The 22045-nt window shown below is 74.9% G+C and carries 20 protein-coding genes; 12 read left to right on the forward strand and 8 right to left on the reverse strand.

The window, feature by feature from the left end:
- Positions 1-126 precede the first annotated feature (126 nt).
- From AB0I60_RS08140 to AB0I60_RS08160, 5 genes are all read left to right on the forward strand, one after another.
- Positions 127-723, forward strand: a complete 597-nt coding sequence (locus AB0I60_RS08140) for an NAD(P)H-dependent oxidoreductase (protein ID WP_360726764.1) — start codon at positions 127-129, stop codon at positions 721-723.
- Between the two features lie 19 nt (positions 724-742).
- A complete protein-coding gene (locus AB0I60_RS08145) occupies positions 743-1693 on the forward strand; it encodes a TIGR03557 family F420-dependent LLM class oxidoreductase (RefSeq protein ID WP_360726765.1) in 951 nt (316 codons plus the stop codon).
- 71 nt (positions 1694-1764) lie between these two features.
- Positions 1765-3372, forward strand: a complete 1608-nt coding sequence (locus AB0I60_RS08150) for an MFS transporter (protein WP_360726767.1) — start codon at positions 1765-1767, stop codon at positions 3370-3372.
- 125 nt (positions 3373-3497) lie between these two features.
- Positions 3498-4814, forward strand: a complete 1317-nt coding sequence (locus AB0I60_RS08155; protein WP_360726769.1) for a sodium:proton exchanger — start codon at positions 3498-3500, stop codon at positions 4812-4814.
- 145 nt (positions 4815-4959) lie between these two features.
- A complete protein-coding gene (locus AB0I60_RS08160) occupies positions 4960-6291 on the forward strand; it encodes a serine hydrolase domain-containing protein (protein WP_360726771.1) in 1332 nt (443 codons plus the stop codon).
- Positions 6292-6876: 585 nt separating this feature from the next.
- On the opposite strand, the gene AB0I60_RS08165 is transcribed toward AB0I60_RS08160, so the two are convergent.
- The gene (locus AB0I60_RS08165) at positions 6877-7233 is read right to left on the reverse strand and encodes an STAS domain-containing protein (protein WP_360726772.1); all 357 of its coding nucleotides are present in this window, start codon (positions 7231-7233) and stop codon (positions 6877-6879) included.
- Positions 7234-7558: 325 nt separating this feature from the next.
- Here AB0I60_RS08165 and AB0I60_RS08170 point away from each other — a divergent pair, with 325 nt between their 5' ends.
- Both AB0I60_RS08170 and AB0I60_RS08175 read left to right on the forward strand, forming a co-directional pair.
- On the forward strand, positions 7559-11713 hold the full coding sequence (locus AB0I60_RS08170; protein ID WP_360726774.1) for a SpoIIE family protein phosphatase: 4155 nt from the start codon (positions 7559-7561) through the stop codon (positions 11711-11713).
- Entirely contained in the window at positions 11710-12018 is a 309-nt protein-coding gene (locus tag AB0I60_RS08175; RefSeq protein ID WP_360726776.1) for an STAS domain-containing protein, read from the forward strand. The genes AB0I60_RS08170 and AB0I60_RS08175 overlap by 4 nt, the downstream gene beginning before the upstream one ends.
- A gap of 188 nt (positions 12019-12206) precedes the next feature.
- Here the strand turns inward: AB0I60_RS08175 and AB0I60_RS08180 are convergent, their stop codons facing one another.
- Both AB0I60_RS08180 and AB0I60_RS08185 read right to left on the reverse strand, forming a co-directional pair.
- Positions 12207-12722, reverse strand: a complete 516-nt coding sequence (locus tag AB0I60_RS08180; protein WP_360726777.1) for a hypothetical protein — start codon at positions 12720-12722, stop codon at positions 12207-12209.
- A 157-nt stretch (positions 12723-12879) separates the two neighbouring features.
- The gene (locus AB0I60_RS08185; RefSeq protein WP_360726779.1) at positions 12880-13482 is read right to left on the reverse strand and encodes a DUF4232 domain-containing protein; all 603 of its coding nucleotides are present in this window, start codon (positions 13480-13482) and stop codon (positions 12880-12882) included.
- A 171-nt stretch (positions 13483-13653) separates the two neighbouring features.
- On the opposite strand from AB0I60_RS08185, the gene AB0I60_RS08190 reads away from it, so the two are divergent.
- Positions 13654-14097, forward strand: coding sequence for an SRPBCC family protein (locus AB0I60_RS08190; RefSeq protein WP_360726780.1), 444 nt, complete (start codon positions 13654-13656; stop codon positions 14095-14097).
- 16 nt (positions 14098-14113) lie between these two features.
- On the opposite strand, the gene AB0I60_RS08195 is transcribed toward AB0I60_RS08190, so the two are convergent.
- Positions 14114-15700 (reverse strand): NAD(P)/FAD-dependent oxidoreductase, encoded by a 1587-nt coding sequence (locus AB0I60_RS08195; RefSeq protein ID WP_360726782.1) that lies wholly within the window; start codon positions 15698-15700, stop codon positions 14114-14116.
- Positions 15701-15881: 181 nt separating this feature from the next.
- On the opposite strand from AB0I60_RS08195, the gene AB0I60_RS08200 reads away from it, so the two are divergent.
- Entirely contained in the window at positions 15882-16880 is a 999-nt protein-coding gene (locus AB0I60_RS08200) for an SDR family oxidoreductase (RefSeq protein ID WP_360726784.1), read from the forward strand.
- A 108-nt stretch (positions 16881-16988) separates the two neighbouring features.
- Here the strand turns inward: AB0I60_RS08200 and AB0I60_RS08205 are convergent, their stop codons facing one another.
- On the reverse strand, positions 16989-17153 hold the full coding sequence (locus AB0I60_RS08205; protein WP_360726785.1) for a hypothetical protein: 165 nt from the start codon (positions 17151-17153) through the stop codon (positions 16989-16991).
- Between the two features lie 177 nt (positions 17154-17330).
- Here AB0I60_RS08205 and AB0I60_RS08210 point away from each other — a divergent pair, with 177 nt between their 5' ends.
- The gene (locus AB0I60_RS08210) at positions 17331-18020 is read left to right on the forward strand and encodes a peptidylprolyl isomerase (RefSeq protein WP_360726787.1); all 690 of its coding nucleotides are present in this window, start codon (positions 17331-17333) and stop codon (positions 18018-18020) included.
- A 2-nt stretch (positions 18021-18022) separates the two neighbouring features.
- On the opposite strand, the gene AB0I60_RS08215 is transcribed toward AB0I60_RS08210, so the two are convergent.
- Complete coding sequence (locus AB0I60_RS08215; protein WP_360726789.1) at positions 18023-18331, reverse strand: hypothetical protein; 309 nt, start codon at positions 18329-18331, stop codon at positions 18023-18025.
- Positions 18332-18550: 219 nt separating this feature from the next.
- Between AB0I60_RS08215 and AB0I60_RS08220 the strand changes: the two genes are divergently transcribed.
- A complete protein-coding gene (locus AB0I60_RS08220; protein ID WP_360726791.1) occupies positions 18551-18904 on the forward strand; it encodes an STAS domain-containing protein in 354 nt (117 codons plus the stop codon).
- 28 nt (positions 18905-18932) lie between these two features.
- Here AB0I60_RS08220 and AB0I60_RS08225 read toward each other — a convergent pair whose 3' ends face one another.
- Positions 18933-19190, reverse strand: coding sequence for a hypothetical protein (locus AB0I60_RS08225; protein ID WP_360726793.1), 258 nt, complete (start codon positions 19188-19190; stop codon positions 18933-18935).
- Between the two features lie 338 nt (positions 19191-19528).
- On the opposite strand from AB0I60_RS08225, the gene AB0I60_RS08230 reads away from it, so the two are divergent.
- Positions 19529-21136 carry an ATP-binding protein gene (locus tag AB0I60_RS08230; RefSeq protein ID WP_360726794.1) on the forward strand — a complete coding sequence of 536 codons (1608 nt, stop codon included), beginning with the start codon at positions 19529-19531 and terminating at the stop codon, positions 21134-21136.
- Positions 21137-21191: 55 nt separating this feature from the next.
- On the opposite strand, the gene AB0I60_RS08235 is transcribed toward AB0I60_RS08230, so the two are convergent.
- Positions 21192-21752, reverse strand: coding sequence for an EF-hand domain-containing protein (locus AB0I60_RS08235; protein ID WP_360726796.1), 561 nt, complete (start codon positions 21750-21752; stop codon positions 21192-21194).
- Between the last annotated feature and the right edge of the window lie 293 nt (positions 21753-22045).

A 22045-nucleotide genomic window follows, 5' to 3' on the forward strand; every position in this document is an offset into this window, starting at 1 on the left:
TCGGAGCCGCCGCCGGCCCGGTTGCCCTCGGGACGAGCGCGGACGACCACCCGGTCAGGTGGCCCGGGGGTTGACCGGGCTCGGGCCGGGTAACCGGGGCACCGCCGAGGAAGGGGAGGTGCGCGGATGCGTGCCGTGCTGTTGAACTGCACTCTGAAGAAGTCGCCGGAGCCGTCGAACACGGACTCGCTGGCGCGGGTGGTCGTGGACGAGCTGCGTGCCAAGCAGGTCGAGGTGGTGGAGTTCCGGGTCGCCGACCACTCCGTGCCGCCGGGCGTGGTGACCGACCTGGGCGACGGCGACGAGTGGCCGCGCATCCACGACGAGCTGCTCCGGGCCGAGATCCTGGTGGTCGCCACGCCGACGTGGGTGGGCCGCCCGTCCTCGATCGCGCAGCGGGTGCTGGAGCGGATGGACGCGATGATCTCCGAGACCGACGACCAGGACCGCCCGGTGGCCTACAACCGGGTGGCCGGGGTCGTCGTGACCGGCAACGAGGACGGCGCGCACCACGTGATCAGCGAGGTCGCCGGCGGCCTGGGCGACATCGGCTACACGATCCCCGGCCAGGCGTGGACGTACTGGAACCGGGGCCCCGGTCCCGGCAAGTCCTACTCGGAGACCGACGAGGGCCACGAGTGGGCGGCGAACACCGGCCGGACCATGGCGGCCAACCTGCACGCCGTGGCGTCCGCGCTGGCGGCCAACCCCATCCCGGCGTGAGAACAGGCGGTCGCCCACCATGGTCAGCACCGGGTACTTCCTGTCGTGCGAGGAGTTCGGGCCGCGCGAGCTGGTCCGGCAGGCCCAGTGGGCGGCCGAGGCCGGGTTCGAGCGGCTGTGGATCTCCGACCACTTCCACCCCTGGATCGCCGAGCAGGGCCAGAGCCCGTTCGTCTGGTCGGTGATCGGCGCCCTCTCGGAGCGGACCCGGCTGCCGATCACCACGGCGGTCACCTGCCCCACGACCCGCGTCCACCCGGCGATCATCGCCCAGGCCGCCGCCACGGCCGCCGTGCAGTGCGAGGGCCGGTTCGCCCTCGGCGTCGGGTCGGGGGAGGCGCTCAACGAGCACATCCTCGGCGACGCGTGGCCGCCCGCCCCGGTGCGGCTGGAGATGCTGGAGGAGGCGGTCGCGGTCATCCGCGCGCTGCACACCGGCGACGAGGTCGACCACCACGGCGAGCACTACACCGTCGAGAACGCCCGGCTCTACACGCTGCCCGACCGACCGGTGCCCATTTACGTGTCGGCGTTCGGCCCGAAGGCGGCCAAGCTCGCGGGCCGGATCGGCGACGGGCTGTGCAGCACCAAGCCGGACGGCGACCTGATCGCCACCTACCGGGAGTCCGGCGGCGTCGGGCCGGCCCAGGGCGGGTTCAAGGTCTGCCACGCTCCGACGGAGGAGGAGGGCGTCCGGACCGCGCGGCGGCTGTGGCCGAGCGAGCACCTGCCCGGCGAGCTGGCCCAGGTGCTGCCGACCCCGCGCCACTTCGAGCAGGCGTCGACCCTGGTGACGGAGGAGGCGGTGGCCGGGGCGGTGCCGACCGGCCCTGACCCGCGACGCTACCTCGACACCCTGCGCGCGTACGCGGACGCGGGCTACGACGAGGTGTACGTCCAGCAGATCGGCCCGGACCAGGAGCGGTTCTTCGAGTTCTGGGCACAGGAGGTCGCCCCGCACGCCCCGTGAGCGCACGGGCCGGGTTCCGGGTGTTTGACTGATCGCGCGGCAGTGCGGTGGCGGGCTGGGCGGAGGTCGGCGTGAGCGGTGATTCGGCGTGGGCCCCGTTGCGGCGGCGGGCCTACCGCGCGTTGTGGCTGGCGCAGTTCGCGTCCAACATCGGCACGTGGGCGCAGACCGTGGGCGCGCAGTGGCTGATGGGCGACCTGGGCGGCGGCGCGCTGGAGGTGGCGCTGGTCCAGGCGGCCACCACCGTGCCGGTGTTCCTGCTGGTCGTCCCGTCCGGGGCGGTGGGCGACATCCTGGACCGGCGGCACGTGCTGATCGGCGGCCAGTCGCTGATGCTCGCCGGCGCGGCGGGGCTGGCCCTGCTCACGGCGGCCGGCGGCGCGACACCCGCGTCGCTGCTGGCGCTGATCGCGCTCATGGGCGTCGGCCAGGCGTTGGCGATGCCGTCGTTCCAGGCGATCCAGCCCGAGTTGGTGCCGCGCGAGGAGATCCCCCGGGCGGCGCTGCTCAACGGCGTGAACATGAACGTCGGCCGCGCCATCGGGCCCGCGCTGGGCGGCGTGCTGATCGCGGCGGCCGGCCCGGAGGCCGCGTTCGCGTTCAACACCGTCTCGTTCCTCGGCGTGCTGCTGGTGCTGTGGCGGTGGCGGCGGCCCTCGGACCACCGGCCGCTGGGCGCGGAGCACGTGACCACCGCCGTGCGGACCGGCGCGCGGTACGTGCGCAGCGCCCCGCTGTTCCGGCGGGTGCTGGTGCGGTCGGTGCTGTTCGTCGTGTTCGGCAGCGCGTTGTGGGCGCTGCTGCCCGCCCTCGCGCGCGGCCCGCTCGGGCTGGGCGCGGGCGGCTACGGCGTGCTGCTGGGCAGCGTCGGCGTCGGCGCGATCGGCGGCGCGTTCGTCGTGCCCCGGCTGCTGCGCCGGACCGGGAAGAACCTGCTGATCACCCTCGCCACCTGCGCCTACGCGGCGGCGCTCGCGCTCGCCGCGCTCACCTCGTCGCCGCTGGTCGCGGTGCCCGCGATGCTGGTGGCCGGCGCGGGCTGGATCGCCGTGCTGTCCACCCTCAACGCCACCGCGCAGGTGCTGCTCCCGGCGTGGACCCGGGCCCGGGCTCTGGCGTACTACCAGCTCGTGTTCATGGGCGGTCAGGCCGTCGGCGCGCTGGTCTGGGGCACCGTCGCCGACGTGCTGGGCGTGCGCGGCGCGCTGGTCGTGCCGGCGGTGGCCATGGTGCTGGTGGTGGCCGTGGCGGCGCGGGCGCTGCCGCTGACCGAGCGGCAGCTCGACACGTCCCCGGCGGGACTGTGGGACGCGCCGCCGCAACTGCCCGACGTCGAGCGCGGGCCGGTGCTGGTGACCGTGCGGTGGCGGGTCGACGAGCCGGACGCGGCGGCGTTCGTCGAGGCGATGAGCAAGGTCGGCCGGTCCCGCAGGCGCACCGGGGCGACGCTGTGGGGCCTGTTCCGCGACCTGGAGGAGCCCGACACCTACCTGGAGACCTTCACCGTGGCGACCTGGCGGGAGCACCTGCGCCAACACCTCGAACGCGGCACCGGCACGGACGTGGAGGTCGAGGAGGCCGCCCGCGCGCTGGCCTCCGGCCCGCCGGAGGTCCGCCACCTGCTGTGGGCCGACGCCCCGGCCACCGCGAGCCCCGCAGCGGACGAGGACCCCGCCTGACCACCCGCGTCCGGACGGCCCACCGCGCTTCACCCGACTGTTCACCCCCGCACGCGCCGCAACCGCCGACGAGTGGGTACTCCCCGCGTGGATTCCGCAGTACACCCCACGCCGGAGGTCGCGCCTTGTCCGCTGAACGCCCCGCGTTCCCCCGCAGGCTGCTGCTCGCGGCGGCGACCGCCCTGCCCGGTGCCCTCCTGGGCGCGGCCGAGTACCTCGGCCTGCCGCACCCGGCACTGCCCGACCCGGTCGCCGCCGCCGTGTTCGGCCTGGCCATCGTCGGGGCCGCGTTCGTGCTGTCGTGGGCGGCCGAGGCCGCGCAGGTCGACGTCAGCGCCGGGCTCGCGCTCGCGGTGCTGGCACTGGTCGCGGTGCTCCCGGAGTACGCCGTCGACCTGGTCTTCACGTTCCAGGCCGGCCAGGAGTACGCGCAGCAGGGCACCTGCACACCGCCCCCGGGGCAGGCCGACCCGTGCTCGCTGGCGCTGGCCAACATGACCGGGGCCAACCGGGTGCTGGTCGGCATCGGCTGGCCGCTGGTGGTGCTCGTCGCCGCCATCGCGGTGCGGCGGGCGAAGCACGACAGCGAGTCGACCCACCGGGGCCGGGTGGCGCTGCCGCCGCTGATGTCGGCCGAGGTGGTGTTCCTCGGCATCGCCACGCTCTACTCGCTGACCCTGCCGCTGCGCTCGTCGCTGACGATCGTGGACGGCGCCGTGCTCGTGGCCGTCTTCGCCGCCTACGTGTGGCGGCTGTCCAAGGCGCCCGTCGAGCAGCCGGAACTGCTCGGCGTGTCGGCGTGGGTGGGCGGCCTGCCCCGCACCGCGCGGCGGTGGTGGGTGGCCGGGCTGTTCGCGTTCGCGGGCCTGGTCATCCTGGCCACCGCCGAGCACTTCGCCACCAGGCTCGTGCAAACCGGGACCAGCCTGGGCGCGGACGAGTTCCTGCTCGTGCAGTGGGTCGCGCCGCTGGCCAGCGAGTCGCCGGAGCTGATCGTGGCCTGCCTGTACGCCGCCCGCCTGATGGCGTCGCGGTCGCTGGGCACCCTGCTGTCCAGCAAGGTCAACCAGTGGACGCTGCTGGTCGGCACGATCCCGGTGGTGTTCGCGCTGTCCAGCGGCGGGTGGGACGGGCTGCCGCTGGACGACCACCAGCGCCTGGAACTGCTGATCACCGCCGCGCAGTCGCTGTTCGCCATCAGCATCCTGACCGACCTGGCCCTGACCACCAGCGGGGCGGTCACCCTCTTCGCGCTGTTCGCCGCCCAGTTCACCGCGAGCATCGTGCTGCCCCAGGACGCCAACCGGGTCGTCGTGATCGCCCTGTCCGCGCTCTACGGCGTGCTGGCGGTCGGTCAGCTCGTCCGCCGCCGGCACACCGCGCTGCGCACCGCCCGCGACGGCGTGGCCACCCCGTTCAGCGAGCTGGAGCGGCGGTCGTGACCCGGCGGGCGCGACCGGCCGGGCCGCATCGGAGGAAGTGACGAAACGGCTCGCGGATGTTCGTCGGGGTGCATGATCCCGAGCGCGGCCGGCGCGGTGGACGATGGCACGGGTCCGCACCAGGACCACCTGAAAGGTGACCGGAATGCCGCGATCGCTCGGGGAACTGCAGTCGTCGCTCGACCGGTGGGCGCAGGAGGCCGGTGTGCCCGGCGCCGTGGTCGGCGTCCTGCACGACGGCGAGGAGTCGGTCGCCGCCACGGGGGTCTCCAGTGTGGACGCCCCGCTGCCGGTGGACGGCGACACGCTGTTCATGGTCGGCTCGACCACCAAGACGTTCACCGCCGCAGCGGTCCTGGCGCTGGTCGAGGACGGCCTGCTGGACCTCGACGCGCCCGTCGTGGAGTACCTCCCCGACCTGGTGCTGGCGGACCCGGCCGCGCGGAGCCGGGTGACCTCGCGCCACCTGCTCACGCACACCGGCGGGTTCCTGGGCGACGTGGACATCGAGACCGGCTGGGGCTCCGACGCGCTCGCCGCCGCCGTCGCCGCGCTCGCCGACCTCCCGCAGGTCTTCCCCGTGGGCGAGGTCTTCTCCTACAGCAACAGCGGCTTCATGCTCGCCGGCCGCGTGGCCGAGGTGGTGTCCGGGCAGCTCTACGAGGACCTGGTGCGCACGCGCCTGCTGGAGCCGCTGGGCATGGACGACTCGCTGTTCCTGCCGTGGGAGGTGTTCACCCGCCGGCACAGCGTCGGCCACGCGTTCCGGGACGGTTCGCCCGTCGTCGCGCACACCCCCGGCCTGCCGCGCTCGGCGGCGGCGGCCGGTGGCCTGTGGTCCTCGGCGCGCGACCAGCTCCGCTGGGCGCGGTTCTTCCTGCTGGGCGAGACGAAGGGCACCGCGCCGTTCGGCGAGGCCGCCCGGAACGCGCTGTTCGAGCCGCAGCGCCCGGCGGCGTCGCCGTTCGAGCAGGTCGGGCTGAGCTGGCTGCGCACCCGCCACGGCGACGCGGAGCTGGTGCGCCACGGGGGCAACGTCAGCAACATCCAGGTGTCGGAGTTCGTCACGCTGCCCGCCGAGCGGTTCGCCGTCACCGTGCTGACCAACAGCGCCGGCGGTTCGGCGCTGGGGCCCAGGGTGGTCGACTGGTGCCTGGAGCACCTGGTGGGCGTGCCGCCGGTGCCGGCCGCACCGGCCCTGCCGCGCCCGGACCTGGCCGAGTACACGGGCACCTACGCGACGGGCGACCTCGCGTTCGAGTTCACCGCCCGCGACGGCGGCCTGTGGCTGCGCCTGGTGGTGACCGGCGAGCTGGGTGACCTGCCACCCGCCGCCGAGGTCGTGTTCGTGGCCGACGACGTGGTGGCCAGGGCCGCCGACACCAGCAAGAGGGCCGCCCGGTTCGTCCGCGACTCCACCGGCCGGGTCACGGCGGTCGAGTACGGCGGCCGGACCGCGTACCGCGCCGACGCCTGATCCCGCGCCCCCGGCGCACCGCCGGCCGGAGCCTGCGTGCTGCCGGACCGCACCCACGAGCTGCGCCGTCCGCCGGGGCCTGGTCCGGCGGACGGCGCACCCGGTCCGGCGGACGGCGGTGTCGAAGCCGGGTCGCCACCCGGTGTCCGTCCACTCCGGACCGGCTGCGGACCCGCAGTCCGGCGTCCGATCGGCCGGGTGCGTGCCAGAACGTCAGGCAAGATCGTTTCGGCGGGGGCGACCACCGCGCACCCGGGTGGCCGGTCGCCCTCGGCACGTGGCTGTCCGGCTACAACGCCCTCGGCCGGCGGGTCGTTCGTGGTGCTCGTGTTCGGCTGCCTGGTCGGCTGCGACCAGGTGTGCGACCGCCCACCGCGTTGCCGGGGTGCGCCGGCCGTGAGCCGGTGCGCTGCTGCGGGACGCGCTGCCGGCGGCCTGGCTGCCCGGAGCGCTGCGCTCGCTGCTGCACCACCAGGGCAACGTGCTGTGACCCCTTGCCGATCTTCGGACTGGTGCCGGCCTGCGGCGACGTCCTCGACCGGACCGGTGCGGGCACCGAGCGCCGGGCACCGCGCCGCCGGCCGGTCAGGTGCGCTGCGACTCCACGGCCTGGTCGACGGTGGGGTGGAAGGAGAACAGCTGGTCCAGCCCGACGATGTGGAACACCCGCATCAGGTCCGGCGTGACGCCGGACAGGGCGAACGAGGCGCCGGCGGCCTCCGCGCGCTGGTGGGCGGTGATCAGGGCGGTGATCCCGGTGGAGTCGCAGTAGCTCAGCCGGGTCAGGTCGACGACCAGGCCCGCGTCCGCGCCCAGGTGCACCGAGTCGAGGACTTCCAGCAGTTGGGGCGTGGTGTCCAGGTCGAGTTCGCCGGCCACCCGCAGCACGGTCGGGTTCGCCGTGGACCGGTCGTGGACGACGGTAAAGGAGGGTTCGTTCACCAGGTCTCCTGTGCGGTGGGTGCTGCTGGTGCCGGGCGGGCGGCGCGGTGACCGCGGTACGGGGTGCCCGCGCGCCGGGCCCGGTACACCGCGCCCGTCCGCCTCGGCCCGTCCACCGGTCCCGGCCCCCGCCCACCATGATGGTCCTGCCCCTCGCGGGCCCGGTCGGCGCCTCACCCGCCGCGTGCCGGCTCGCGCCGCCGCCGGCTCGCCGGCCTATCCTAAGGATCATGTCACCGGGTTGTCCCGATGACCGGAATCCGGCGACACGGGCGTCGGGGCGGCTGCTCCGGGCGCGGGCCGGTGCGGCTTAAGGGGTGTGGGCGTGGCGCGAGCCGACGACGCCGGGCACGAACGGCCGGCGCCCGCCGGGTTCGACGTGTTCGCGGTCGACGACGAGGTGGGCCCGGACCTGGCCTCGGTCGACTGGGCGGCGACCCCGCTCGGCCCGCCGGCCGGCTGGCCGCAGAGCCTGCGCACGGCGGTCAGCATCCTGCTGTCCTCCCGGTTCCCGATGTGGCTGGCCTGGGGTCCCGGGCTGACCTTCTTCTGCAACGCCGCCTACCGGCGCGACACCCTGGGCCGCAAGTACCCGTGGGCGCTGGGCCGACCCGCCACCGAGGTGTGGGCGGAGATCTGGGGCGACATCGGCCCGCGCATCGAGACCGTGCTGACCACCGGCAAGGCGACCTGGGACGAGGCGCTGCGGCTGTTCCTGGAGCGGTCGGGCTACCCCGAGGAGACCTACCACACGTTCTCCTACAGCCCGGTGCGCGACGACGGCGGCGCGGTGGCCGGGATGCTGTGCGTGGTCAGCGAGGACACCGACCGGGTCGTCGGCGAGCGGCGGATGGCGACCCTGCGCGACCTCGGCTCGGACCCGAGCGTGGTGCGCACCGACCAGGACACCCTCACGTTCTCCGGCCGGCAGCTCGACCGCAACCGGTGGGACCTGCCGTTCACCCTCACCTACCTGTTCCACGAGGACGGCTCCGCGCACCTGGCGAACGCGACCGGCATCGCACCCGGCCACCCGGCCGGCCCGGCGGTGCTGGCGGCCGACGCCGGGGTGCCGTGGCCGTCGGCCACGCCGGCGCGCGGCGAGTCCGCGCTCGTGGTGCTGGACGGCCCGGTGTTCGCCGGCCTGCCGAACGGGGCGTGGGACGAACCGCCGCTGGAAGCCCTGGTGGCCCCGTTGCAGCAGCAGGGCGTCGCGCCGCACGGGTTCATCGTGGTGGGCCTGAACCGCTACCGGCCGCTGGACGACGGCTACCGGGGGTTCGTGGAGCTGGTCGCCGGGCACGTCGCGGCCGGCCTGTCCGCCGCCCGCAGCTACCAGTCCCAGCAGCGGCGGGCCGAGGAGCTGGCGGAGCTGGACCGCGCCAAGACCGCGTTCTTCTCCAACATAAGCCACGAGTTCCGCACCCCGCTGACGCTGATCATGGGCCCGGTGGAGGAGCTGCGCGACCGGCTGGCGGCGTCGGACCCCCGGGCCGTCGAGGAGCTGGAGGTGGTGCGCAGCAACGGGTTGCGGCTGGGCAAGCTGGTCAACACCCTGCTGGACTTCTCCCGCATCGAAGCCGGCCGGATGCAGGCGCACTACGAGCCGGTCGACCTGTCGGCGGCCACCGCCGAGCTGGCCGGCGTCTTCCGCTCGGCGGTCGACAGGGCCGGGCTGGCCTACCGGGTCGACTGCCCGCCGCTGCCCGAGCCGGTGCACCTGGACCGGGGCATGTGGGAGAAGGTGGTGCTCAACCTGTTGAGCAACGCGCTGAAGTTCACCTTCGAGGGGTCGGTCGGGATCGCGGTGCGGGCCGAGGGCGGCGAGGCGGTGGTCACCGTCGAGGACACCGGCATCGGCGTGCCGCCCGACGAGATCCCCAGGCTGTTCGAGCGCTTTCACCGCATCGAGAACGCCCGGTCGCGCTCCAACGAGGGCAGCGGCATCGGCCTGGCCCTGGTGCGGGAGCTGGTCGGCCTGCACGGCGGCACGATCACCGCGACCAGCGAGGTGGGCCGGGGCACCCGGTTCACCATCCGCCTGCGGTTCGGCTCCGCCCACCTGCCCGCCGGACCGCCCCCGGCACCCGCCGCCGGGCCGGCCGCGCTGTCCGCCACGGCCGACCCCTTCGTCCGGGAGGCCCTGCGCTGGCTGCCCGACGAGCGCGGTGGACCGGACGCCCCGGCCGTCGAGCCCCCGCCCGCGCGGGGTTCCGCGTCACCGGCCACGGTCCTGGTCGCCGACGACAACGCCGACATGAGGGACTACCTGACCCGGCTGCTGGCCGACGCCGGCTACCGCACCCGGACCGCCGACGACGGCCTGGCGGCGCTCGAAGCCGCCCGCAGCCGGCCGCCCGACCTGGTGGTCAGCGACGTGATGATGCCCCGCCTGGACGGCCTGGCCCTGGTCGCCGCGCTGCGCGCCGACCCGCGCACGGCGGCCGTCCCGGTGCTGCTGCTGTCCGCCCGCGCCGGTCAGGAGGCGTCGATCGAGGGGCTCCAGGCCGGTGCCGACGACTACCTGGTCAAGCCGTTCGCCGCCGCCGAGCTGCTGGCCCGGGTCCGGGCGAACGTCGAGCTGTCCCGGCTGCGCAACCACCACGCCCGCTGGCGCACCGCGCTGGTCGACTCGTTGCAGGAGGCGTTCTTCGTCTGCGACGAGGACGGCACCGTGATCGAGGTGAACTCGGCGTTCACCGACATCCTCGGCCACGGCCCCGAGGGCCTGCCCTACCCGCCGGAGCACCCGTGGTGGCCGGACGCCGCCACCGACCCGGAGGCCCACCGGCAGTTCACCGAGGCGTTCACCGGCCTGCGGGACCGGGGTCAGGGCAGCTGCACCGTCCCGGTGACCCACCGCGACGGGCACCGGCTGTGGGTCAGCGTCACGTTCAACTCCGCGCAGGACCCCGACACCGGCCGCACGGTCGTGGTCGGCACCTTCCGCGACGTCACCGACGAGCACTTCGCCATCCAGCGCGACACCGCCCTGGCCGCGCTGAGCCTGGGCCTGTCCAAGGCGGGCAGCCTGCCCGAGGCGCTGGCCGGCGCGCTGGCGGAGTTCGAGCGCCTCTGGCACGCCCGGGGTGTCGCGGCGGCGGTGTTCACCGACCAGGACGTGCCGGTGCTGACCGCCACCGATCCGACGCTGACCTGGGCCGACCTGCCCGAGCCGCGCCGCGAGGCGTTCACCGCGCTGCGCGAGCGGCCCGGCCTGAGCCCGGTCGTGGACGCCACCGGGGTCGGCATCACCGTGGAGCACCCCGAGGGCACCCTCGTGCTGCGGCTCGACCTGGACGACCGCCGCCCGTTCGGCGGGCCGGACGAGCTGCTGCTGACCCTGCTGGCGGGCCACCTCGCGCAGGGCCTGACCCGGGCGCACCAGATCGACCAGCAGCGCGACACGGCGCTGGCGCTGCAGCGCGCCATCCTCGGCCCGGCGAGCCTCCCCGCCGGGTTCGCCGTCCGCTACGAGCCGGCCGCCCGCCCGCTGGAGATCGGCGGCGACTGGTACGACACGGTCGCCCTGTCCGGGAACCGGATCGGCATCGTCGTGGGCGACTGCGTCGGCCGGGGCCTGAAGGCCGCCGCCGTCATGGGCCAGCTCCGCAGCGCCTGCCGGGCCTTGCTGCTGCAGGAGATCGGCCCCGCGCGCACCCTGATGGCCCTGGACGACTTCGCGGCCGGCCTGCCCGGCGCGATGTGCACCACCGTGTTCTGCGGCGTGCTGGACCCGGAGACCGGCGTGCTGACCTACTCCAGCGCCGGGCACCCGCCCGCCATCCTCACCGAGTCGGGCGGCACCACGGCGCTGCTGGACCAGGGCCGCTCGGTGCCGCTCGCCGTGCGGCCCGGCACCGCCCGGCCCGAGGCCGAGTGCACGATCCCGCCCCGGGCGACCCTGCTGATGTACACCGACGGCCTGGTCGAGCGCCGCCGCCGCCCGCTGACCGTGGGCATCGACCAGGCGGGCGAGGCCGTGCAGCAGGGCCGCGACGCCGCGCTGGACGACCTCGCCAGCCACGTGATGACCCGGCTCGCCCCGGCCGGCGGCTACGACGACGACGTCGCGCTGCTGCTCTACCGGCACCCCGCGCCGCTGGACCTGACCTTCCCGGCCGAGTCCGGCCGGCTGGCGCCGGTCCGCAGCACCCTGCGCGGCTGGCTCGGCAGGTGCGGCCTGCCGCCGCAGGTGGTGCAGAGCGTCCTGGTCGCCGCCGGCGAGGCGTGCGCCAACGCCATCGAGCACGGCGCGCGCGGCAGGCCCGGCAACTCCATCCGGTTGCGGGCCGAGGCACTGGTCGGCGACCTGTACGTGAGCGTCGTGGACACCGGCCGGTGGAAGACGCCGCAGCCGGAGCTGAACCCGCACCGAGGTCGCGGCGTCGCGGTGATGCGGGCGATGATGGAGCACGTCTCCGTGAACCCGGGCCCGGTCGGAACGACCGTCGACATGCACCTGAGGATTCCCCGATGACCACACCACTCGTCCTCACCCCCGGCCGAGGTCCGGACGGGACCGCGTTCCTCAAGGCGGTCGGCGAGATCGACATGAGCAACACCCCGGCCCTGGCGGCGGCGCTGGACGACCTCCCGGGGCGGCTCGTGGTCGACCTGACCGAGGTCGAGTACCTGGACAGCGCGGGCTTGAGCGTGCTGTTCGCCCACGCCGAGCGCATCGAGCTGGTCACCACCCTGCTGCTGGAACCCGTCATGGCCGTCTCGGGGCTCACCACCGTGACCACGGTCCGCGTCCAGGAGGGGCCGGACACCGACGCGTAGCGCCGGCCGCGCACGCGTTCAGCGCCTGCTCGCCGTCCGGCACGCCGGCCAACGCACTCACCACAACGTGCTCCAGCCGGAACACCAGCTCCTCCAGCGCTTCCCGGGCCAACGGCGGGCGCGCCCGCGCGGCGACGGAAGAACCGGGGGGTGACCGGGCCGAGCCCTCGACCACGGCCGTGCGTGCGTCACACGGTCCGCTGTTGCCGGACCTGGCCCCACGCGGCCCGCGTCGCCACGGACGCCACCACCAGCACGACCACCAGCACCAGAGCGCCGAGGTCGGTCACCAGGGACGGCAGCGCGCCGACGACCCCGAACCGCTCCCGCGCGGCGACCGACATCGCCGGCGGGACCATGACCACACCGGCCGCCTGGGTGGCGTTGGTGATCAGCACGACCCAGAACAGCCACCGGTCGGGACGCCCGCGCAGCGCCAGCACGCCCAGCGCGTTGCCCACCAGGTACAGGCACCCGACCGCGCGGAACCCGAGCAGGAAGCCGGGCACCTGCTCGGCCGCCGCACCCGGCGGGGTCCCGGCGACGACCATCATCCTCGTCAACGTCTGCTCGTCGACCACGACGAACGCCTGCACCGCCGTCCCCGCGGTGAAGACCAGGGAGGCGATCCCCGTGAGCACGAGCAACGTCGAGGTCCAGCGCCCCGGCCGAACCCCGGTCCGCTCAGGTGTCGAGGTGGACATCGGGCCCCCTTGCCGATCCCGGTGGTGTCCGGTCGAGCATCGCGCCCGGACCACCCGGCGGGGATCGGGGACCGACCCCGGAACACCCCTGGAACTCACCCTGAGCCACCGGCCCCGTGGACAAGAACCGCCAGGACGCCGACAACGTCGTGGATCGCTAGAACACCAGCACGCCCTGCGTCACCGGCTGGAGGGTGCCCACCTTGACGCTGCTCACCTTCAGGCTCGTGGTGTCGGTGACCGGCTGGCCGTCGGTGCCGATGATGGTCACCGGGGTGGTGCCCGCGCCGGGCACCTCGACGTCCATCGACCCGATCGCCGACCCGTCGCCGCCCAGGTTCAGCAGCACCCCGGCGAACGCCGTCCGGCCGGGCTGGAGGGTGATCGACGGGCCCTCGCCGGGCACCGGCACCTGCTCGACCGGGACGGACGCCCGCTCGCCGGCCAGGTTCGTGAAGCCCGGCTCCGGCCACCCCTGGAAGGTGATCGGCGCGCTGCCGCCGTTGGTCACCGCGAGCATCCCCAGCCCCGGCTTGTCCCCGCCCTGGAGCGAGAGTTCGGCCTTGAGCGACGCGGTCGCCGGCGCGTTCGTGGCCGCCGACGTGGGCGCGGGTGCCGCCGAGGTGGACGCGCTGCCGGTCGTGGTCGGTGCTGCGGCGGAGGACGACCCCGGCGACGAGCCCGTAGACGACCCGCACGCCGTCAGAGCGCACAGCAGGGCGACTGTCGAGCCGGTCAGGAACACCCTCGTGGAACGCATACACAACCCCTCGGAGTCGACAACCGTCACCGCATCGGTAGCCCACGATCCACTGCGCCAAACTCCGCGCACGTCCGGCCCGGTCGCGGCGGCCGTCACCCGACCGCGCCACCACACCCGGGCCGCTGCCCGGGCAGGTTTCGCGCGCGCGTGCGCGGTTATTCCAGCGCCATGACGACAGTGGACCTGGAGATCCCCAGCACACCGAGCCGGGTGTTCGAGGTGCTGGCCGATGGCTGGTCCTACGCGGGCTGGGTGGTCGGCGCGACGCACATCCGCGACGTCGACCACAACTGGCCCGAGGTGGGCTCGCGCATCCGGCACAGCGTGGGGGCCTGGCCCTTGCAGATCGAGGACGAGACGGTCGTCCAGGCGGTCGACGTCGGCACCTCCCTGGAGCTGCACGCCAAGGTGTGGCCGCTCGGTGCCGCGCGCATCCGCTTCGAACTGGTGTCCACGGTGAACGGCGGCACCAAGGTCACGTTGCACGAGCAGGCCGTGAACGGCCTGGGGGCCCTGCTGCCCGAGGCGGTGCAGACGGTGCTGCTCGTCCCGCGCAACAGGGAGACCCTCCGGCGCTTGGCCGACCAGGTCGTGCGCGGCGACCACCAGTAGGCACCCACCGGCCCGCCTACCGGTAGACCGCGCGCAACGCGGCACCGATCACGGCCCGGTACGCGCCTCCGGTGCTGCCGTGCCGGGCCAGTGCCGCGCGGGCCGCGTTGGCCCCGCACGCCCCGTGCACGCCCCCGCCGGGGTGCGCCGACGCGCTCGCCAGGAACAACCGGTCGACCGGGGTGTCCGCGCGGGACAGGCCGGGCGTGGGGCGGAACACCAGCTGCTGGTGGACGGCCGACGTGCCCGCGTTGATCGCGCCGCCGTCGACGCTGCGGTTGCGCGCCTGCAACTCGCCCGGACCGCTCACCGCGCGGCCCACCACCAGGTCCCGGAAGCCCGGCGCGTGCCGCTCCAGCGCCGCCTCCACCTCGTCCGCGCGCTCGCGGAGCCGGTCGGCCGTCCACGTCCCGCCGCGCGGCACGTGCGTGTACGCCCAGACCGACTCGGTGCCGGCGGGGGAGCGGGTCGCGTCCGCCGTGGTCATCTGCCCCACCAGCAGGAACGGCGTGCGCGGCACCCGGCGGCAGGCGAGGTCGTTGGCGAAGTCGGCCAGGCCGTCGATGTCGGCCCCCAGGTGCACGGTGCCGGCCCCGCGCGCGTCCTCGGACAGCCACGGGATCGGCCCGGACAGCGCCCAGTCGACCTTGATCGTCGCGTCGTCCCAGTCGAACCGGTCCAGGTCCGCCACCAGCCGCGCGGGCAGGTGGTCGGGGCCCACCAGGTCGAGGTAGAGCGCGGGCGCGGGCACGTCGGCGAGCACCGCGCGGCGGGCCCGCACGAACCCGCCGCGCGCGTCCCGCACGCCCAGCGCCCGGCCGTCCGCCACCACCACCCGGTCCACCGGCCGGCCGCACTCGACCCGGCCGCCGCGCGCCGCGAGCCGCCGGACCAGCGCGCCGGACAGCTCGCCCGCGCCGCCCCGGGGCACCGGGAAGCCGACGTCCTGCCCGAGCATGGCCAGCAGCCAGCCGAACACCGCGCCACCCGCCTGGTCCGGGCCGAGGTCGGTGTGCAGGGCGTTGCCCGCCAGCAGGATCTTCGCGCCGTCGCCGGAGAACCGGTCGTCGCCGTAGGCCCGCACGGGCTGGGCGGCCATCCGCGCGAACCTCAGCGCGTCGGCCACCCCCAGTTCGCGCGCCAGCCGCGCACCCGACCGGACGGGCGGGAACGGCCGCAGGATCGCCTCCAGCAGGTCGTCGCGGATGCGCTGCCACAGCGCGAACTCCGCCAGCCACGCGTCGGCGTCCGCCGGGTGGAACGACCCGACCGACGCGGCGGTCCGCTCCGGGTCGCGCGACAGCAGCGCGCTGCGCCCGTCCGGGAACACGTGGGCCAGCACCTCGGGGGCGTGCACCCAGGTCAGCCCGTGGTCGGCCAGGTCGAGCCCGCGCAGCACCGGCGACGCCACCCCGAGCGGGTAGAAGGCGCTGAACAGGTCGTTGCGGAAGCCGGGCGCGGTGATCTCGGCGGTCCGCACCGCGCCGCCGGGTTCGTCGCCCGCCTCCAGCACCAGGACGTCCCAGCCCTCGTCGGCCAGCAGGTTCGCCGCCACCAGGCCGTTGGGCCCCGCCCCCACGACGATCGCGTCGTAGTCCTCCACCCGCTCCTCACTCCCTCCGGCCCCGGTGCGCCGGTTCCCCTCGAGCCTGCCTGATCCGGGCACCCGGGGCGCGTTGGCAGGTGGTCGAATTCGACGGGCGCGACGGACCGGCGCGCGCGGGTCGGCGTGAGTCCGGTCCCGCCGGGTACCCGTCCGGCTGCCGGACCGGAGTGGAGGAACGATGCCGAAGCCGTTGTCGGAACAGGTGGTCGTCGTGGTGGGCGCGTCCTCGGGCATCGGCCGGGCCGCCGCCGTCCGGTTCGCCGCCGGCGGTGCCCGGGTCGTGTGCGCCGCGCGCAACGCTCGCGCCTTGGACGCCGTGGTGGCGGAGATCGGGGACCGCGCGGTCGCCGTGCCCACCGACATCGCCGACGAGCAGCAGGTGCAAGCGCTCGCACGGGCGGCGGAGGAGCGGTTCGGGCGGATCGACACGTGGGTCAACGTGGCCGGGGTCGGCGTGGTGGGCCGCGTCGAGGACGTGCCGGCGGAGGAGTTCGACCGGGTGATGCGGGTGAACTACTTGGGGCACGTCCACGGTGTGCAGGCGGCCCTGCCGGCGCTGCGCCGCGCCGGCGGCGGGGTGGTGATCGGCATCGCCTCGGTGGAGGGCGTGCGGTCCGTGCCGTGGCAGGCCCCATACGCGGCCAGCAAGTTCGCGCTGCGGGCGTTGTACGACAGCCTGCGCGTGGAACTCGCCCAGTCCGGGGACCCGATCAGCGTCGTCACCGTCCTGCCCGCGGCGGTGGACACGCCGTTCTTCGAGCACTGCCGCTACCACCTGGGCTTCCAGCTCCAGCCCCCGCCGCCGGTGTACGCGCCCGAACTCGTGGCCGAGGCGGTCGTGACGGCGGCCACGCGCCCGCGCCGGGAGATCCCGGTCGGCGGTGCGACGGCGGTGTTCCACCTGGGGCAGCGCCTGTTCCCCGCGCTGACCGACGCGCTGCTGTCCGTGCGCGGCCTGGCGACGTTCCTGTCGCGCCGGGGAGAGCCGGACAACGGCGTGGACAACCTGGAGGCAACGCCGGACGACTCCGGACGCGTCCACGGCTCGTACCCGGGCCACGTGGTGCGGCGCAGCCCGTTCACCACCCTGGCGTCCTTCGTGCCCCGGCCCGGCGAGCTGTTGACCGCTGCCCTGACCCGGCTCCACGGCCGGGAAGACACCGCCGCGCGACGGTGACGCCGTTGAGCGCCGACCGGGGCGGCAGTCGCGAAACGCCGCCGGTCCCGGCGCGGGCCGCCCGGCATCGACGCCCCGCGAGCGCCGGACCGGCGGCGCTGACGCGAACTACCCCAGCTCGGCGGAGGAGCGCCCGTCCCCGGTCACCTCGCGGGCGGGGTCGGGGGTGGGCTGGGGGTGTCCGGCCACGCCGCCCGCCCGCCCGGTCCAGTCCGGGCCCAGCCGGGTCCGACGGGGGTTGGCGACGGCCTGGCCGGCCTCGATCTCGTGCATCGTGATCCCTTTCGACGAGAAGCGCACCTCTGACATTGCCGGCGACCGGCCGTGGTCAAACGATGAGGTGCGTCACCCGGTCGCCGCAGTCACGCCCGGCCCTCCCACCCGAAGCGACTTCACGACGGGTGGTGCGGCGATCGCCGAGGGTGTCGTGTCCGCCGGTAAGATCGTCCGGTGGCCAGACCTCTGTTACCGGGCTTGGTGCTGGTGCTGCTGAGTTCCGCGTGCGTGTCCACCGTGCCGGGCAGCCCGGCGGCCGACCGGCCGCCGGTGGAGACCGTGCAGTGCCAGTACCCGAGGGACCCGAACACCGCCGTGCCCAACCGGACGACGCCGCCGGCCGAGTACGACGTGCCGGTCGAGGGCAGGACCGTGGTGGACGTGAAGATCCGCAAGGGTGAGATCGAGATCACCTTGGACGCGGCGTCCGCGCCGTGCTCCGTGCACAACCTCCGCCACCTGGCGAAGCAGCGGTTCTACGACGGGACCAAGTGCCACCGGCTGACCACGGCCGACTACTGGCTCCTCCAGTGCGGCGACCCGGCCGGGGACGGCACCGGCGGCCCCGGCTACCGGTTCGCCGACCCGAGGGCCAAGCCCGGCACGTACGCGCGGGGCACCGTCGCCCTGGCCAACCGGGGCACGCCCGACAGCCAGGGCAGCCAGTTCTTCATCGTGTACAAGGACAGCCCGATCCCGCCGACCTACCCCGTGGTGGGCCGGGTGACGCGCGGCATGGACGTGATCGACGAGATCGCCTCGAACGGCGTCGAGATGCTCTTCACCCCGGACCGCAAAGCCGTCATCCAGACCGACGGCCGGCCGCTGCTGAAAGTCGAGATCTTCAGCTTCGCGGTGGGGTGAGCTCACCGGCGGGACGGTTCGTCGCCGCGCGGCCGGAGCGCGTCGGCCAGCACCCACTGGCCGGTGGCGATGCGGGTGGTGTCGTCGTGGATCACGAACGTGACGTACCCGACCCAGTGCCCGGTGGTGGTGATGGCCCACAACCGCAGGTCGCCGGGCACGGTGGCCTGGAGGTCGAGGCCGTGCGGCGTCGGCCGGCGGGGGCGTCCGACCCGGTAGACCGCGCCCAGGTCGACCCACACCGGACGGGGCGGCTTGACCGCCACGTGGTCGCTGCGGGGCGGCGGGGCGGGCTTGAAGTGGTCGAACATGCGTTCGATTATGCTTGCTTCGGGTGGAATCGACACCCCCGCCGGCGATCCGCCCCGCCCCGGTGCCGCCGCGCCGGCCGACCGCTCCCCGGCGCTCGGATGGCGCTACCCGCACGCGGCGGGGACCATCGGGAGATTCGGTGCCACAGGCGGCAGCGCCGGCCTCGGCCGGACCGCGCGGAACGGGGGGACAGCGTGCACGTTCGTGAGGAACCTTTTGTGCCCCAGCAGTTCACGGCCACCGCGCAGTGGCGGGCCGACGTGGCGGTGGTGTCCGTCACGGGCGAGGTGGACTCGGGCACGGCCCCCCGGTTGCGCGCGCTGCTGGACGAGGTGCGGCAGCGGGGACCCCGGGTGGTCGTGGTCGACCTGCGCGAGGTGTCCCTGCTCGCGTCGGCGGGCCTGGCCACCCTGATCGCCGTCCACGACCAGGCCCTGCCCGACGTCCTGGTGCGGATCGTCGCGCCCTCGACCGCGCCCGCCATGCGGTCGGTCCTGCTCACCGGCCTGGACGAGCTGCTGGCCGTGCACCCCACCGTGGAAGCCGCGCTGGTCGACCAACCGGACGGCTGACCCGCCCGCACCACGGCTTCCGGCGGTGCTACGCCCAGCCCGGCCGGGACCAGTCGGTGCGGTGCGCGCGGTTGGCGTCGGCGACGTTGCCCGCCACCCCGGTGCCGCCGGGGTCCACGACGGTGCCGCGCTCGGCGGCGGGGAACCGTCGCCAGGTCGAGCGGGGGCAGGTGCACGGGTGCGAGACCTCCGTCAGCACCAGCGCGCCGTCGGCCGCCGGCACCGGTTGGATCCAGGTCATCGTGCCCGAGCCGGCGCACAGGTCGCAGGTGTGGTCCGACTGCATGGACCCAGGTTCGCACGGTTCGACGCGATGTCGGGCACTGATCACCCGTGGAGGTGGTGCGGCGGTGGGCACCTGCTCCGAGTGCCGGTACGCGACCCGTGCCGGAGCACGCGTTCTGCGGGTTCGCCCGGCCGCTCCGCCCGACGGCCGGGAGGAGCGGGGCCCTCCTGCGCGGTCAGGGGGAGGGCGGGGCGAGCGGTAGAGTCCGGGATCCGCCTTGAGCACACAGGGCGGGTCCGTCCGAGAGCGACCCCCGTCACCCGCGTGCCGGACGTGGTCGCCGGCGGACCCCGCCGAGGCTCCCGCCCGGTGTCCAGCGAGCACCGAGGTGGCACGACATGGGTTCCCCCGACCGGTTCCGGCTGCGGCGTCGCACGACGTCGGGCGCGTCCCCCGCGATGGGCGCGCACCCGCTCCCGGACCGCCTCCCGCCCGGCGGCCGGTCGTTGCGGCGGTGGTCCGGCGCGATCTCCCTGGCGCTGGTGGTGATCCTGGTGGGCGCGGCCATCGCGGTGCTCAGCGCCATCGGCGACCTGTCGCACGCGCGGTCGCGGCTGCTGGACGTCGTCGCCCCCGCCGTGCTGGGCGCGCAGCAGCTCGGCGCCGACCTGGTCGACCAGGAGACCGGCGTCCGGGGTTTCGTGCTCAGCGGCGAGGCGGTCTTCCTGGAGCCGTACGACAACGGCCTGAGCCGCCAGGCGTCCGCGCGCGCCGCCGTCGCGGCGGCCGACTCGCCCGAGGTGGCCGCCGGACTCGCCGAGGTGGACGGTGCGGTGCGGGCGTGGCGCGACGAGTACGCCGACCCGGCGATCGCCGCCGTGCGGACCGGGGCCGGGGTGCCCGACGACGGCGTGGGCAAGCGGCAGTTCGACCGGGTGAGGGCGGCGTCCTCGACGTTGCAGCGGGTGCTGGAGGACCAGCGAGCCCAGGCCCGCACCGCGCTCAACGACGCCGCCACGCGGATGGCGACGACCTGCATCGTCGCGCTGGCCGTGCTGCTGGTCGCGGTCGGCGCGTGCGTGGTGGCGGTGCGCGTGCACGTGGTCGGGCCGTTGAGCGGGCTGCGGGCGCAGGTCGGCCGGGTGGCGGGCGGCGACTTCGGGCACACCGTGGCCACCACCGGCCCGACGGAGATGCGGGAGCTGGGCCGCAGCGTCGACGTCATGCGCCGCCGCATCGTGGACGAGCTCGACCAGGCGCGTGACCGCAACACCGCGCTGGACGCCGCGACCGAGGACCTGCGCCGGTCGAACTCGGAGCTGGAGCAGTTCGCCTACGTGGCCTCGCACGACCTCCAGGAGCCGCTGCGCAAGGTGGCGAGCTTCTGCCAGTTGCTGGAGAAGCGCTACGGCGACCGCCTGGACGACCGGGCCCACCAGTACATCGGGTTCGCCGTGGACGGTGCCAAGCGGATGCAGGTGCTCATCAACGACCTGCTGACCTTCAGCCGGGTCGGCCGGCAGCAGGACCGGCAGGTGGCCGTCACCGCCGACCGGCTGGTCGACGCGGCGCGCGACAACCTCGCCGCCGCCCTGGAGTCGTCCGGGGCCCGCGTCGAGGTCGGCGACCTGCCGGAGGTCGTGGTCGAACCCGGCCTGATGACGGCGGTGTTCCAGAACCTGATCGGCAACGCCGTCAAGTTCCGGGGCGCCGAACCGCCCCTGGTGCGCGTGGACGCCGAGCCGGGCGAGGACGGCACGTGGGTGTTCTCCGTCGGCGACAACGGGATCGGCGTCGACGAGCAGTACGCGGAGAAGATCTTCGTGATCTTCCAGCGCCTGCACCCCAAAGACCGCTACCCCGGCACAGGGATCGGCTTGGCCCTGTGCCGCAAGATCGTGGAGCACCACGGCGGTCGGATCTGGCTGGACACCGGGGTCGGCTCCGGCACCACCATCCGCTTCACCCTGCCCCGGGCCCACGCCCCGTCCCCCGTGCCGGCCTGACACCGCCCGCGCCCGGCCGGCCCGGAAGTGGGCCGGACCGGGCGGTGCGGGCGGGTCAGGTCCGGGGCGGGCCGGCCCACCAGTTGCCGGGCGCGTCGGGGTCGGTGCTGGTCCAGTACTCCACGCAGGCCCGGACGAACTCCTCGCCGGTGAGGTGGCCGTCGCCGTCGGTGTCGAGGTGCCCGAACGCCTCGGTGGCGTCCTCGTCGGTGAGGCCGGGGAAGTGGCCGCGCTGGAAGACCAGGAACTCGGCCGGACCGACCCGGCCGTCGGCGTCGGTGTCGGCGATGTCGAGGAACGCCTCGGCGAGCGCCCCGACGCCGGCCCCCGCCGCGACCGGGTCGTCCGCGAGGCTCCCGGTGGAGACGAGGAACTGCTCGCGGCTGATCGCGTCGCCGCCGCCGGGGATGTTCGGGCGGTGCAGGTCGTGCCAGATGCGCAGGTAGGCGTCGACGATCCGCAGGCGCTCGGGGGAGTCGGGCGGGAGCGCGAGGGCGTCTGCGGACCGGTGCCCCATCAGCACGTGGTCGTGCTCGGTGAGCAGCCCGTCGCCGTCCACGTCGAGGTGGTCGAAGCCGTGGTTGATCTTGGCCTTCAGCAGGTCGTCGACAGGCACGTGTGTCCTCCGCAGCGGGGTGTCGGTTGCACGGCCAGCGTGGAGCACCCGACCGCGACGGCGGCAGTGGCCGATCGGGTCGCCCCGCTCCTCGACCGGGTGACACCCCGACCACCACCCGCCACCACCTCACCCGCCACCCTCACCCGCTGCCTTCCGCCGCCCTCCCGCCGCCCGGCCCCGCCCGCCTCCCGCCGCGCCGCCCCGCCGCCCCGCCCCGCCGCCCCGTCGTCGCGACCGTGTCCGAGCCCGACTGCCACGCGTAGACGTGGTCGCTCGGCTGCACGTCACGG

The organism is Actinosynnema sp. NPDC050436, from assembly GCF_040655415.1.
Taxonomy (GTDB): domain Bacteria; phylum Actinomycetota; class Actinomycetes; order Mycobacteriales; family Pseudonocardiaceae; genus Actinosynnema.

Bases quoted from the DNA above. Each gene is read 5' to 3' on its own strand.
- AB0I60_RS08140 (WP_360726764.1), top strand. From the start codon at position 127: ATGCGTGCCGTGCTGTTGAACTGCACTCTGAAGAAGTCGCCGGAGCCG.
- AB0I60_RS08145 (WP_360726765.1), top strand. From the start codon at position 743: ATGGTCAGCACCGGGTACTTCCTGTCGTGCGAGGAGTTCGGGCCGCGC.
- AB0I60_RS08160 (WP_360726771.1), top strand. From the start codon at position 4,960: ATGCCGCGATCGCTCGGGGAACTGCAGTCGTCGCTCGACCGGTGGGCG.
- AB0I60_RS08175 (WP_360726776.1), top strand. From the start codon at position 11,710: ATGACCACACCACTCGTCCTCACCCCCGGCCGAGGTCCGGACGGGACC.
- AB0I60_RS08180 (WP_360726777.1), bottom strand. From the start codon at position 12,722: ATGTCCACCTCGACACCTGAGCGGACCGGGGTTCGGCCGGGGCGCTGG.
- AB0I60_RS08185 (WP_360726779.1), bottom strand. From the start codon at position 13,482: ATGCGTTCCACGAGGGTGTTCCTGACCGGCTCGACAGTCGCCCTGCTG.
- AB0I60_RS08190 (WP_360726780.1), top strand. From the start codon at position 13,654: ATGACGACAGTGGACCTGGAGATCCCCAGCACACCGAGCCGGGTGTTC.
- AB0I60_RS08200 (WP_360726784.1), top strand. From the start codon at position 15,882: ATGCCGAAGCCGTTGTCGGAACAGGTGGTCGTCGTGGTGGGCGCGTCC.
- AB0I60_RS08205 (WP_360726785.1), bottom strand. From the start codon at position 17,153: ATGCACGAGATCGAGGCCGGCCAGGCCGTCGCCAACCCCCGTCGGACC.
- AB0I60_RS08215 (WP_360726789.1), bottom strand. From the start codon at position 18,331: ATGTTCGACCACTTCAAGCCCGCCCCGCCGCCCCGCAGCGACCACGTG.
- AB0I60_RS08225 (WP_360726793.1), bottom strand. From the start codon at position 19,190: ATGCAGTCGGACCACACCTGCGACCTGTGCGCCGGCTCGGGCACGATG.
- AB0I60_RS08230 (WP_360726794.1), top strand. From the start codon at position 19,529: ATGGGTTCCCCCGACCGGTTCCGGCTGCGGCGTCGCACGACGTCGGGC.